14 protein-coding genes and 2 pseudogenes are annotated in these 12,083 nt (G+C 65.7%); 8 read left to right on the top strand and 8 right to left on the bottom strand.

What is annotated here, in order from left to right:
* Positions 1–59: 59 nt before the first annotated feature.
* Together AB0M62_RS33020 and AB0M62_RS33015 are read right to left on the bottom strand one after the other, a co-directional pair.
* The gene (locus tag AB0M62_RS33020) at positions 60–656 is read right to left on the bottom strand and encodes a dihydrofolate reductase family protein (RefSeq protein ID WP_366078030.1); all 597 of its coding nucleotides are present in this window, start codon (positions 654–656) and stop codon (positions 60–62) included.
* A 970-nt stretch (positions 657–1,626) separates the two neighbouring features.
* On the bottom strand, positions 1,627–2,259 hold the full coding sequence (locus tag AB0M62_RS33015; RefSeq protein WP_366078029.1) for a leucine-rich repeat domain-containing protein: 633 nt from the start codon (positions 2,257–2,259) through the stop codon (positions 1,627–1,629).
* Positions 2,260–2,278: 19 nt separating this feature from the next.
* Between AB0M62_RS33015 and AB0M62_RS33010 the strand changes: the two genes are divergently transcribed.
* Entirely contained in the window at positions 2,279–2,782 is a 504-nt protein-coding gene (locus AB0M62_RS33010; RefSeq protein WP_366078028.1) for a hypothetical protein, read from the top strand.
* A gap of 85 nt (positions 2,783–2,867) precedes the next feature.
* On the opposite strand, the gene AB0M62_RS33005 is transcribed toward AB0M62_RS33010, so the two are convergent.
* A complete protein-coding gene (locus AB0M62_RS33005) occupies positions 2,868–3,074 on the bottom strand; it encodes an ATP-binding protein (protein WP_366078048.1) in 207 nt (68 codons plus the stop codon).
* The gene (locus tag AB0M62_RS33000) at positions 3,074–3,661 is read right to left on the bottom strand and encodes an ATP-binding protein (RefSeq protein ID WP_366078027.1); all 588 of its coding nucleotides are present in this window, start codon (positions 3,659–3,661) and stop codon (positions 3,074–3,076) included. Before AB0M62_RS33000 ends, AB0M62_RS33005 begins: the two co-directional genes overlap by 1 nt.
* A 104-nt stretch (positions 3,662–3,765) precedes the next feature.
* Here AB0M62_RS33000 and AB0M62_RS32995 point away from each other — a divergent pair.
* The 3 genes and pseudogenes from AB0M62_RS32995 to AB0M62_RS32985 all read left to right on the top strand — a co-directional run.
* A pseudogene (locus AB0M62_RS32995) lies at positions 3,766–4,350 on the top strand (integrase core domain-containing protein); the annotation flags it as partial.
* A 312-nt stretch (positions 4,351–4,662) separates the two neighbouring features.
* Positions 4,663–5,586, top strand: coding sequence for a DUF4238 domain-containing protein (locus tag AB0M62_RS32990; RefSeq protein WP_366078026.1), 924 nt, complete (start codon positions 4,663–4,665; stop codon positions 5,584–5,586).
* Between the two features lie 200 nt (positions 5,587–5,786).
* Positions 5,787–6,431 (top strand): hypothetical protein, encoded by a 645-nt coding sequence (locus tag AB0M62_RS32985; RefSeq protein WP_366078025.1) that lies wholly within the window; start codon positions 5,787–5,789, stop codon positions 6,429–6,431.
* A 27-nt stretch (positions 6,432–6,458) separates the two neighbouring features.
* On the opposite strand, the pseudogene AB0M62_RS32980 reads toward AB0M62_RS32985, so the two are convergent.
* Positions 6,459–6,542, bottom strand: a pseudogene (locus AB0M62_RS32980) (IS5/IS1182 family transposase); the annotation flags it as partial.
* Between AB0M62_RS32980 and AB0M62_RS32975 the strand changes: the two are divergent.
* On the top strand, positions 6,526–6,738 hold the full coding sequence (locus tag AB0M62_RS32975; RefSeq protein WP_366078050.1) for a hypothetical protein: 213 nt from the start codon (positions 6,526–6,528) through the stop codon (positions 6,736–6,738). The pseudogene AB0M62_RS32980 and the gene AB0M62_RS32975 overlap by 17 nt on opposite strands.
* Positions 6,739–7,491: 753 nt before the next feature.
* Here the strand turns inward: AB0M62_RS32975 and AB0M62_RS32970 are convergent.
* Positions 7,492–7,944: a hypothetical protein gene (locus AB0M62_RS32970; RefSeq protein WP_366078024.1), complete on the bottom strand. Its 453-nt coding sequence runs from the start codon at positions 7,942–7,944 to the stop codon at positions 7,492–7,494.
* 711 nt (positions 7,945–8,655) lie between these two features.
* On the opposite strand from AB0M62_RS32970, the gene AB0M62_RS32965 reads away from it, so the two are divergent.
* Together AB0M62_RS32965 and AB0M62_RS32960 are read left to right on the top strand one after the other, a co-directional pair.
* The gene (locus AB0M62_RS32965; RefSeq protein ID WP_366078023.1) at positions 8,656–8,781 is read left to right on the top strand and encodes a hypothetical protein; all 126 of its coding nucleotides are present in this window, start codon (positions 8,656–8,658) and stop codon (positions 8,779–8,781) included.
* Positions 8,782–8,865: 84 nt separating this feature from the next.
* Positions 8,866–9,666 carry an SRPBCC family protein gene (locus AB0M62_RS32960; protein WP_366078022.1) on the top strand — a complete coding sequence of 267 codons (801 nt, stop codon included), beginning with the start codon at positions 8,866–8,868 and terminating at the stop codon, positions 9,664–9,666.
* A 255-nt stretch (positions 9,667–9,921) separates the two neighbouring features.
* Here AB0M62_RS32960 and AB0M62_RS32955 read toward each other — a convergent pair whose 3' ends face one another.
* Together AB0M62_RS32955 and AB0M62_RS32950 are read right to left on the bottom strand one after the other, a co-directional pair.
* Positions 9,922–10,260, bottom strand: coding sequence for a hypothetical protein (locus AB0M62_RS32955; RefSeq protein WP_366078049.1), 339 nt, complete (start codon positions 10,258–10,260; stop codon positions 9,922–9,924).
* A 268-nt stretch (positions 10,261–10,528) separates the two neighbouring features.
* Complete coding sequence (locus AB0M62_RS32950; protein WP_366078021.1) at positions 10,529–11,302, bottom strand: class I SAM-dependent methyltransferase; 774 nt, start codon at positions 11,300–11,302, stop codon at positions 10,529–10,531.
* Positions 11,303–11,442: 140 nt separating this feature from the next.
* Between AB0M62_RS32950 and AB0M62_RS32945 the strand changes: the two genes are divergently transcribed.
* The coding region (locus AB0M62_RS32945; protein WP_366078020.1) for a DUF6431 domain-containing protein at positions 11,443–12,083 on the top strand (641 nt) is incomplete at its 3' end.

Here is a 12,083-nt window from a genome sequence, read left to right as displayed (position 1 = left end):
GCATGACCCTACGAGCGCGCCCGCGCCCGGCCTCACGCTGCGCCGCCCGCCTGGAGGGCTCAGCTGATGACGCGCGTGTAGGTGAGGATTACCGCGCCGCTCTTGAGGACGGTGTGGTCGGTAAGTGTCCAGGTGCGCGGGTCGAAGGCAGCCTTGCGGGAGAACAGAGGGATCCCGTCGCCGATGGTCAGCGGGGCGACCTTGAGGATCAGCGTGTCGATTTCGGCGTACAGGGATCCGGCCAGCTCGGCGCCGCCGAGCAGCCAGATGTTCTTGCCGTCCTGCTGCTTGAGCTCCCGCACGGCCGCCACCGGATCTTCGGCGACGAGTTCAATGGCCGGGTCCGGCCTCTCGGTCAGGGTCCGGGAGAAGACCAGGTGACGCAGGTGGGGGTAGGCGTCGGTGATCCCGGCCGCCAGACCGATCTCGTAGCTACGTCGGCCTTCGAGCACGGTGTCGAAGTGCGTGCCTGCCGCTGTGACGGACAGGGCCTGTCGGGCCTGTACGGGCAGCGTCTCCGGGTACTCGGCCACGAGGTGCTGGATGTAGTCCTCCGGTATGGGCCAGAAGCCGTTCGGACCGGTGGGGTCCGCGCCGTCCGGGCCCGCGATGAAGCCATCGAGAGTGCTGGCGATGTAGTGGACGAGTCTGCGCACGCCGGGTCCCTTCCGTCGGTCCGCTCCCGCGGTGCGGCCCGGGCTGCCGGATGGCGTGCCGGAATGCGAAGCCGCTTAGTGATCATCGCACCGGACCGACTGCGCGAACACCGTGCCGTCAAATCTCGTGAACATCCGCACGCGCGCCGGGAACCAGCTGCTGCTGACACCAGCCGACAAACGCTGTCGCTTGAAGTGGACAGAGCCAATTGGCCGACAGCCTCGGTATGGCCATGAGGTTCTTGCCGAGGTCGTGCGCATCACTCGCGGGTGTGCGCAAGGCTCGTGCTACCTCAGTGCGGTTCTGGTGGGGCTGCAGGGCATGGTTCGGGCCTGAGCGGGTGGTTCCCTCCTCGGTCGGGCAGACGTAGTTCACAGCGCGCCCGTTGTCGGGGTGCCGGGCTCGCGCTTGCGCGACCGCCGCAGGCGGCTTGGCCTGGTGGCCCGGCGGCGGGTGTGCTGGCCTTTGGTGCCCGTCCGGGGAGGGGACCGCGCCGCGCCCTCCCCCGACACCACGCACCCGAGCGACAGGCCCCACCCCCTCCGAGAGAGGGCCCGCCGGAGGTATCTGTCTGTTCGGACCCGCTCACGGAGCCCGGGCTCGGCCGCCTGTGATTGTGGACTGCGGGTCGGCCTCCCCGTGCGTAGCCCGGACTTGGTGATGTTCGTCGGTGGCTGTCACTCGTGGGAGTGGTCGGGCTCCCGCAGCCGTTTCGCCCCGTGCACTTGCTGGCGTTGGACTGCCCATCAGGAAACTGATCTTTGTGGCCGGTGCGGTCGCGCTTTTGGTGGGCGCGGCGCCGGTTCACGCTGATGCCAATAGGTCGGAGGGCAAGGTGAGCCTGGGCGTGTCGACGGTCACGTAATTCCCCATCGGCAACGTCAGCTTCCCCGCCCAGACGTTCGGGCCTCAGGCACGTGGCTGCGGTCGTTTCTCCGGCGACCGGCGGACCAGGGGGTGTTCGGCTCGTCAGTCCCAGTCGGATGCCGGCTGGTCGACTCGGCCGCCCTTGTGCGGTGTAGCGATGTAGTCGCGAGCGCCGTCAGGCAGCGCGGTGACACAGGCGGATGAGCAGGCGTTGACCAGCAGGGGCAGTACGTCAGTGGCCACGCGCAGTGAGATCCACACCTGATGGAGTCCGCTCTGTTCGATCGGGCGGTCGCAGACGCTGCAGCTGTGGATGGTGGTGGCGCCCCAGCGCCGGGGGTCCAGGTTTCCCGGATCGAGGTCCGCGACGGGGCCTGGGGAGGGCTGAAGCTGTGGGAAGGGCGGTCGCAGCTTGTAGTTGCCGACCAACGCGCGCGTGCTCACCGTGCTGCGGGTCAGCTTCCGGCATCGGGTGATCTCGTAGGGGAACCAGTGCAGCCGGTAGGAGGTGTAGGGGGTGAACTCCTCCAGGCTGGTCATGGCCCCGATCTCGGGCGGAATCCGGACCAGGTTGCTGCCGTAGAGCACGAGGTGCTTGACCGCCGTGAGCCTGGCGATGCTCGGCGGCAGGGTGATGACCTGCCGCCGCTCTTCCGGGCTGAGCTCGATCACGGGGCGGAACTCTTCGCGCTCGTCGGCGGCGGCCTCGTCGATCAGCTCCAGCAGGTGCTGCACTGGAGGTATGCCGAGGAGGATGGACGTGTCTGGTGAGCGGCTCGACTCGGAGTGGGTGCGGGGCTGGTGCGAACAGACTTCTGCGGGGCTCTCGGCTTTGATGTCGTCGTTTCTGAAGAAGCACGGTTACCCGCCCGGTGAGAATGCCGTCATCTTCGCAACAGAAGAGAGCCATGGGGCGGCGGATGCACTCGTGGATCTGACGCCGATCCCCTCTGACCTGACGACCCTTTACTGGGTGGTCTGCGAAGTTTCCTTGCCTGATGTCGAGCACGGATACTTCGTCCACCCGGCCTTGACGGTCGCTGAGCACTTCCACGAGTACGGATCTGTCCGGATCGACGACGAGCAACCTGCCATCCTGTTTGCCAGTGATGGTGGTGGCCATCTGTTCGTGGTGGCAGGCAGTGGACGAGTCTGGAGATCGACCACTGCCTCCTGGTTCGACGATTTCGAGGTCGCCGCAGAATCCATCCAAGACTTCCTTGAACAGCTCGGCCGAAGGGTCGCTGGCCAGATCTGACCCGGCAGTCCGTCGGGTGTGTCGGCGGTCGCTGAACCTGGACCCCTTTGGGGTCGGTGACTTTTGACCCCGTGTGTGCAGTTGTTCACCCGGTTGCCGCGCTCGGCGTGCGGCCGATGTCGCGGTCTTTAAGCCGGTAGGAGTCTCCCTTCAAGGAGAGCACATCGGCGTGATGGACGAGACGGTCGATCATGGCGGCGGCGACGGTGTCGTCGCCGAAGACCTCGCCCCAGCGTCCGAACGGCTTGTTGCTTGTCACGATCACGGACGCGCGTTCGTAGCGGCCCGAGATCAGCTGGAAGAACAGGTTCGCTGCTTCCGGTTCGAACGGGATGTGTTGGGGCCGACCTCATCGATCACCAGAACGGGGACGCGCGCGAGCCGCAGCAGTTCGTCCTGGAGCTTGCCGGTGGTGTGGGAGGCGGCCAGCCGGTCGACCCACTGGGAGGCGGTGGCGAACGCGACACGGTGTCCGGCCTGGCAGGCGCGGATGCCCAGGGCGATGGCCAGGTGGGTCTTGCCGGTGCCGGGCGGGCCGAGGAAGACCACGTTCTCCTTGCCGGTGATGAAGTCCAGGGTGCCCAGGTGGGCCACCGCCTCCCGTTTCAGCCCGCGCAGGTGGGTGAAGTCGAACTCCTCCAGGGTCTTGCGGGCGGGGAAACGGGCCGCGCGGATGCGGCCCTCGCCGTCGTGGGCCTCGCGGGCGGCGACCTCGCGCTGCAGGCAGGCGGCCAGATACTCCTGATGCGTCCAGGACTCGGCGGTGGCGCGTTCGGCGAGCCGGTCGGCAGCATCCAGCAACGCCGGCGCCTTCAACGCACGGCTGAAGAAGGCCAGTTCGGCGGCGACGTCCCGGGATGCGGTGGTGCGGGTGACCATGGCTTCACTCCTCTCCTGCGCCGCCCTCGATCAGCTGGAAGACGCGGTCGTAGGCCGGCAGGTCCGGCTGTGCGACCTCCACCGCCGCGGCGCCGACCCCGGCCTACTGCCTCTACACGATCATCGACATCTTCAGCCGCTACACGGTCGGCTGGCTGATCGCCGCCCACGAGAACAAGGACCTCGCCGAGTGGTTCCTGTCCGAGACGATCGCCAAGAACGGCATCGATCCAGGGCAGTTGACGATCCACTCGGACCGCGGGTCCCCGATGGTCGCGCAGAACGTCGCCCAGATGATGGCCGGTCTCGGCGTCACCAAGTCGCATTCGCGGCCGAAGACGTCGAACGACAACCCGTACAGCGAGAGCCAGTACAAGACCCTGAAATACCGGCACGACTTTCCCGAGCGCTTCGGATCTCTCGAGGACGCCCGGGCGTGGTGCACCCAGTTCTTCATCTGGTACAACGAGGAGCATCGGCACTCCGGGATCGGCCTGCACACGCCCTACGACGTGCACTTCGGTCTCGCCGAGCAGCTCCGCGAGATGCGTGCCGACGTCCTCCAGGCGGTCTACGCGAAGCACCCCGAACGCTTCGTCCGCAAGCCACCGGAGCCCCCGAAGGTCCCCGCAGCGGCCTGGATCAACCAGCCGGCACCAGGCGGCCCACTGATCCCAGCACAGCGTTAGAACGATCTACCTGCCTTGATCGCTTTGACAGGTTCCGCCTCACGCCGCCAATAGATCCTCTACCAGCCCGGCCCGACGTTTCAGGTCGTCATGTGGGTGGCCCCGCTCCACGCCCGCCTGTACCCACCGGCCGTCCTCGCCACGCGGCTGGACCGCCTCGCCGGAGTCATCGGGCTGTGGGCGCTGTGGCCGTCGTTCGCCGCAGGGCGGCAGCGTGGTGCTGAACGTCAGCGGCAGCAGACGCCGAAGCGGTCACGACGGCTCAGTCAAAGCCTTGGCCCGGTGCGCCGGGCGCTTGGCAGAATCTGACGCGTGAACGTAGCTCACATATCCAAGCAGCACCTCGTCTCCCAGGTCCTCCTCAGGCAGTTCACGATGCTTGGACCAAAGGGCAGCGGCTGGCAGCTATTGCCCTTCGACGTGTGGAACCCGGAGCGTCGACAGAAGCTCAAGGGTCCCGGGGCGTGCGGCACGTCCAAGGACTTCGTGGCGTTCGACTCCGCGTCTGCCGAGGATCTGTGGGGATCGGTGGAGACGCGCGTCCCAGCCGCGCTCGCGGCCGTGAAAGCCGGCACGCCGTTCGCCGACCCCCTGCACGTCGAGGTGCTGCGCGACCTGGTCGTACTCCACTACGTGCGCTCGCACCGCTACCGCGGCGTGTACACCAGCGCGTTCGAGACTGTGCGCGTCAATGTCCGCGGCGAGCTCATCAGGCAGTACCCGGAGCACGTCCGTCGTGAGGCGCTGCGCCAGACCGGGCTCCATCTGCCTGGATCCGGCTCCCTCGGTTCCTTTGCCGAGCGTCTCATCGAGCAGTCCGAGGCCACCCAGGACTTCGGGAGCGGCAAGCTGTTTCGCACGAGCATCGAGAACATGCTCAACAAAGTGCGCGTCATGGCGGCGAAGTGGCATCTGGAGGTGTTGACGCCGGAGAGCGGGCAGTTCCTGATCGGCGACAATCCAGCGGTGACCGTGCGCACGGACACGACGCCCTTCTCGTACAACATGGCTTTCGGGGACGCGCACTCCATCGTGCTGTCCATCGGTCCCAGGCACCTGCTGGCCTTGGGACCGGAGAACATGGTGGTCAGCATTCCCAGAGCCATCGTCAACGAGATCAACACCGTGCAGATCCACGCTGCCGACGGCTACGTCTACATGCACCCTCGAAGTGACCTGGAGACGTTTGCCAGGGCCAAGGCGAGACAGCGGCAAGCAGCCCGCGCGACCCGCTGAGTGCCGGGCTGACCACCTCGTGCGGAACAGCTCGGCATCGCGCGCGTGAAGCCTTCTGCGTCTGATCGCCGCCACTTGGGTGGAAGGGTCAGCGTGATCTCGCCAGAGGCGATACCAGCATCGGCCTCGATGACTCCCTCGGCCCTGTCCCAGAGCGTCACTGATGCCGTCGCGAGAGGTTCGCCGCCGATGCTCCTGTTGTGCAGCTGCCTCGGGATCCGTCGAACGTCGCCCATGCCCTGGTGGCAGCGTTTCCGACCCGTCTTGCCGGTGACGTGCAGAGGGTCCTGGCGGTCATGCCGGAGGCCAGGCTCGCGCCGATGATGCCCTTCGAGGTCGAGGTGCAGGGCGAGACCGTCGCCATCCCGTCGCGCATCTACAACGAGGAGCCGGGCGCGGACTTGGAGCAGCCCCTGGCCGGAACCCAGCAGGTGATTGTGCACTGCCTGTACTCCCGGCACAGTGATGGCCGGGTCCGCCAGCGGCACATTGAGCAGATTGTGGCGTCGGGCGAGCCGTGGGTGGTCCCGTTCGTGGTGCAGTTGGCCGGGGAATACGTGCTGGAGATCCTTGAGGCGATCGGCCGGGGTCTTCCCGGACTCGCGGTCCCGGGCTCGGCCCAGCGCCGACTCTACGGGGAGTTCATCGCTCGGAATCCGGCCTTCTTCGCGCGCGCGGAGCGGCGCGTGGTGAGCTACTGGTCGTGCTACTACCGCTGGAAGTACGGAGCGTTTGGGACGTATCCCGGATGCGTCCTTGTGGAAGCGTTCCGGGCCGCTGTGGTGGAACAGGTGGGCGCGCAGTGGCCGCGGCACACGCCGCCCCTCGCTGGTGGACGCGGGTGAGGGACCTGCCTGAGTTCGGCCATGGTCCTATCCAGCAAGGTTGAGATTGTGCAGGCGGGCGATGCCGCGCATGGCGTGGTGGACGCCGTCGCCCTTGAGCCGGCAGTCGCGGTACGGCCACAACGTCGGCGGCCCGGGCTCAGGCGAGGAGGGCGTCGACGCCGTCGAGTTCAAGGCCATGGTCGACGCGGCGGGAGGAGACGTTGCGGCCGCCGTGCGCGGTTGGCTGGTGGACACCGGGCGCCTCGACCCCGACGCGATCATCGTCCACCTCGAGATCCGCGCTTGGAAGCCCAGAGAATACTGAGCTCAGCGAAGGCCTTGGGGAGCAACTGTCCCCGAGGTCTTCCGCCGTCTGCTCGGCCGGGGCAGTTGCACGCATTCAAAATTCCTGGCGAAGTGACATCACTCTCCTTCATCTATTTGCGGTGGAGGAGAGCGATGGTGTCGTTTGGGAGATGTCGGCCGTTTGGTGTGGCAGCGCTTTGATCACAGCAGCGGTACCCCTGCAAATGGGCTAAGTGTGTGGATTCTGCACCATGCCCTGAAGTTACTCGTAGTACTTTCCTGAATCGAAAATTTCCGCTACCAGACACCGAGGAATCGCATCTAGCTCAGATGCAGGAATTCCCAGGTTTTCCAGAGATCGATCCATCCCCAGCACCCAAGCTTGCACAGATTCCAGATAGTCGGGAAGTGACAGATTCTGCCACGAGTCGGGATCGTTGAGCAAGGTGAGGCGAAGTTGCTCAAGGTAGTCCGCGAACCTTTCAAGACTCCTCACGTACTTCACCGGGGACTCTTCCCTGAAACTACTCTCCTCTGACACGAACCGACCGCCATCATTGATTGGTTTGAACTTTTTGCGGTTCGCACGACCAGGGCAGCGATGACCATCACCGGCTGGTAGAGGCTGCGCCTTCGTTGCGCTTGTGGATGTCGGGGATCGCTGCCCACCAGCCTCGCTCCCTGAGCGCGGGCCGATGGATGCAGCACCGACGCCGCACCGACGCCGATCGCACTTACTTATCCGCGGCGAAAGGGGCAGGACTCACTGCGCTCAGTTTTCCTTATGAAGAAGCCGGCGTGGTTCAAGGTAATCGACGTCTCCTACATAGAGAACGATTTCACCTTTTACCCGGTGAACAGAAAAGGAGCCAATCGAGGGTCCCTCACTACAGTCACCGGGAGGGAATGTTACAGAAACTTCACGGGCTCCCCCCAGGGGCGGCGTGCGAAGATCCCATTCCCCTTCAAGTTCCTTCGTTTCTTCCGCCTCACCAGCGAAGAAGTAGCCGCAAGATGCGCTGGCACTGGAAAATGCCCCGCCGGACGAGAACGAAACTGAAATTCCCTCAGCATTCGCCCAGGTCCCCACGATCTGCACATCCCTCAGTTCAGAGCCCTCATCCTTGCCAGTTGAGGCTGCACAACCAGAGCCAAGCATTACCGTTGCAGCCAAAAGCGGAAGGAGCCAGAACCGGATTACCACACGAGGATAAAAGGTGTTCATTTGTCGCCTGCCTAGAACAAAAAATACTAGCGAATGGATCTGACACTTCACGCGGAGAGTGCAACGCTGGCAAGAATCATGGAAATTGCCGTCATTGCTCATTATGGCTGCGCTGCCCTTGCCGCAAATGCTGCGCGGTTCGACATCTGACGGGAAACTTGTCCTATCACTCGCATGGTCTCCGTTCCCTTGCCGCTCGCACCGTGCTTGATCACATAGATCCACGGGCCCCCTGGCCTGCCTCGAGTATGCTACCTCGGGGCAGGCCAGGGGGCTTCACGGGCGACGAAAGCAGATTGCTGCCGGAAATGCGCAACGACTGTCAGGGGAAACTGGTGTAGACGATCTCTTCACTCCAGGTGATGGTTACGTTGACATCCTTCTGCCCACCCGGGAACTGCTCCCTCAGATTGTCTGAAACCGCCCTCAACGGTGCTACTGACCCACCACCTTTGTATCCGTTAATTGGATCTCGCGTGGCAGATTCCACCGTCATCGGATTAGCCACCGTGAACTGCACCTGTGCCTTCTGGTAACAGCCTCCAGTCTTAAGGCACTCTCCCGACACACCCGTCACTTTCGTCGTCAGCGTATATGAACCAAGCCACAGGCTTGCGGGGTTGGCAAATGCGCCGCCCGCGAGCCCGGACAACTTGCCAGCAGTAATCCCAGCGAGCCTCCAAGGTCCGCACCGGCACCCTGCCCCGCGCCATGGCCTCCCTGCGCAACCTTGCCATCAGCGTCTTCCGCCAGGACGGCCAGACCAACATCGCCGCCGCCCTCCGCCACACCGGCCGCGACTACCTCCGGCCCCTACGAACCCTCGGCCTCACGTGACATCAGCTGGTGGGGGGCGTCATCCCCAGTAGGCGATATTCGGAGCTGGAGGTCGTGTCAGGGGGAGTAGCTACGGTACGCGCTGTGGACGCTGCTGATCTTGACTATCGGGCCCGGACGCAGTCTGGTTGCATTCCGCCGCATCTGGCTTCTCGACTTCTCGAACTCGGCCATGCCGAGAAGGTGGAGTTCTGGGCCAGCCATGGGGAGTGGTTCTGCGGGGAGTGGGCACGGCTGCTCGGCGACCAGGGCCAACAGGCAGAGGCACTGGAGATACTCGCCCCGTACCTCGCTACCTTTACTTTACGGACACAGAATGCAGTGCCCTCAGCCGAGGAGCACGACGAGCAGTACAAAAGCACGTTGTCCCAAAGGAAAAGAATGATGCGCACCATGAAATACACCGTCTCCATCGAGATCGCCCTGCCGCGGGAGAAGGTGGTCCAGCTGCTCGCCGACCCGGCACACCTGCCGAAATGGCTGCGGGGCCTGGTGCTGCACGAGCCGCTGAGTGGGGAGCACGGGCAGCTCGGCACCAAGTCGCGGGTCGTGATGCAGATGGGCCAGCGGAAGATCGAGTGCACCGAGACCATCACACGCCAAGAACCGGCAGACCTGCGCGAGATCCCGAAAACGAGCGTCGTTCACTTCGACCGCGAGATCGTCGGCGAGGGCATGTGGAGCGCCGTGCGCGACCGGCTGACCGAAGCCAGCCAGGAAACGACGCTCTGGGAGAGCGAGAACGAATACCGGTTCAGCGGCTTTCTGATGAAGCTGGTGGGACTTCTGATGCCCGGCGCCTTCCGCAAGCAGTCGCAACAGCACATGCAGGACTTCAAGGCGTTCGCCGAGCAGGGAAAGGACGTCCGCGAGGCTACGGACTGATCTGCCGTAACTGGTCAGGCGTCTGACGGCGTGGCGTGTTTATCTTCCCTTCGTTCGTAGATGACCGCTGGGGCAAGCTCCACCGGCGCTGTCTGGAGATGACCGTTGCCGAAGGCCGCGAGGCCGGCGCTGCGGCGCGCGAAACGCTCCGCAGCCATCCAGGCATCCGTACGGAGTGGCTGGCGATCCGGGCCGGCCGCTGTAGCTCAGCCTGCCTCGGGGCCGCGAGCCACCAAGCGATCGCCCAGACCTGGTTCAGCGGCGGCTGTCTCCGGGCGCAAGCAGACTCGTCACCTCGGCGATCGCCTCGGCGGACGGCTTGACGTACCGCCGGTCGATGGCTTCGAACAGCGGCAGCACCTCTTGGGCGGGCGCGGCGCCCGGGAGCGGAACGGCCGCGGCGGTAGCCGCCTGAGGTGCGGCCGTGCCCCAGGCCTGGGTGGGCACAGCAGGAAGCAGGGGCAGGGTAGCGAGGAGGAGCGCGGGCAGGCCGCGTCGCATGTTGGTGATCACGCCCCGGCGTTCTAGCTGCCGCAGCACCCGTGCCGGAAGGCGACCGCGGCCCGGATCACCCGGGCGGGTGGTGCCTTTCACCGGAGAAACGATCACTGCACCGGTTGTGTGCGCTCCGTACCGAGGGCTGTTGAGCGACGTTCTGTATGAGCATGAACGAGGGGCTTGGCGACAATCGCGGTGAAGACGTCCGTGTGAGAGGTCGGATGCCTGGGGCGAACTTGGTGCGCGACGACACGGTGAACACGAAGAACCGCGGAGGCTACCTCTGCAGCGTGCCTACGTCTTCCACGGCACCGTCATCGTCGCCTCGATCCGACTCTGGCTCCGCTCGTGATCCGCCGATTGGCTACTCGTACGAGCCCGCAGCCGAGGGCGGTACCTCGACGACGAAGAAGAGGAAGCAGGTTTTGGTCGAAAGGGCATGGAAGTCGTCGGGGAACAGCTCACGGGCGGCTGGGTCAGGCTGCGGTTCGCTGATGGTGGTGAGGCGGAAGCCGGCGGCGGTGAAGGCGTCGGTCATCGCGTGCAGCGGCCTGCGCCAGAACTTCATCGGGGCGGACTGCCCGTTGAACGTCCAGTCGAAGCCATAGCTGGTGGTCGCGGAGTAGTCGGGCCGGGGATCCTGGATCGTGTAGGCCACGAAGGGGTGGTCCACCGACGCGATCAGTCGGCCGCCGGGCCTGAGTACTCGCCGCAACTCGGCCAGTGTCGGCCCCCAGTCCTCCAGGTAGTGCAGCACCAGCGACGCGACCACGTCGTCGAATGCGCCGTCGTCGAACGGCAGGCGGTCGCGCAGGTCGGCCACGTGCAGGGCCACGTCGTCACCCAGCCGCTGTCTTGCCAACGCCAGCATCCCGGCGCTGGCGTCGATGCCGGTGACGACAGCACCGCGGTCGCGTAGTGCAGCGGACAGGGGGCCCGAGCCGCAACCGGCGTCCAGGATCCGGCGACCGGCGACGTCTCCGGCGAGGGCCATCATCGCGGGCCGCTCGTAGTACGCGTTCACGAGGTTGTTCTCGTTCTCCGCCGAGTACGCCTCGGCGAAACGGTCGTAGTCATTCACCTGGGCCAGATCTGCAGACTGGGCGAGACTCTCGGGCGCATCCGTTAAGCGTTCCATTGCCGCAGCCTAGTAGTCACATGATCCGCCTGACAGGCCCTTGTCGCCACGGAGGCATCATCCCTCCTGCCCGGGAAGGGCAGCACGGCGGCGCGAGGCCATTTTCGGGTGAGGCCGCTGACCGGGTGATCCGAACATGAATGCTGTCCCGTCTGGAGAGGTTTCGGCTGATTGCTGCAGGTCAGGCGGAGGTGTTGGTGCTGATCGTGGACTCGGACGCGCTGCTTGTCGAGCGACAGCTGCGGGCTGGCCAACTGGAATGTCCGCTGTGCTCCTCGCCCCTAGCGCCGTGGGGTCATGGCCGACCGCGGTCGATCCGGGGTGATCTGGGGGCCCGGCTGTTTCTGCGGCCACGCCGTACGCGCTGCTCAGCCTGCAAGGTCACCCACGTGCTGCTGGCGGAGGCATTTTGGCCGCGGCGAACGGATGTGGCCGAGGTAATTGGGGCCGGGCTGGAGATAGCCGCGTTGGGCATGGGCCACCGCCAGGTCGCCGCCCGTCTGGGCCTGGCCGAGGGCACGGTCCGTGGCTGGCTGCGGGCGTTCGCCAGGCGAGCCGAGGACGTGCGCCGGCACTTCACCGTCGCTCTGGTCGCGCTCGCGGACGACCCGGTGATGCCGGCTGCGGCACCGTCGACGTTCGCTGATGCCGTCTCGGTGGTCGCGGGCCCCCCACGGGGGGGCGGCGCGGAGGGGGGGGGGGGGGGGCCGGGGGGGGGGGGGGCGTGTGGCGGGGGGGGGGTTGGGGGGGGGGGGGGGGGCCGGGCTGAAAGGCGGGGTAT

The organism is Streptomyces sp. NPDC051219, assembly GCF_040682335.1.
Taxonomy (GTDB): domain Bacteria; phylum Actinomycetota; class Actinomycetes; order Streptomycetales; family Streptomycetaceae; genus Streptomyces.
Note: the sequence above shows the minus strand (reverse complement) of the source record. Positions and strands in the feature narration are given on the sequence as shown.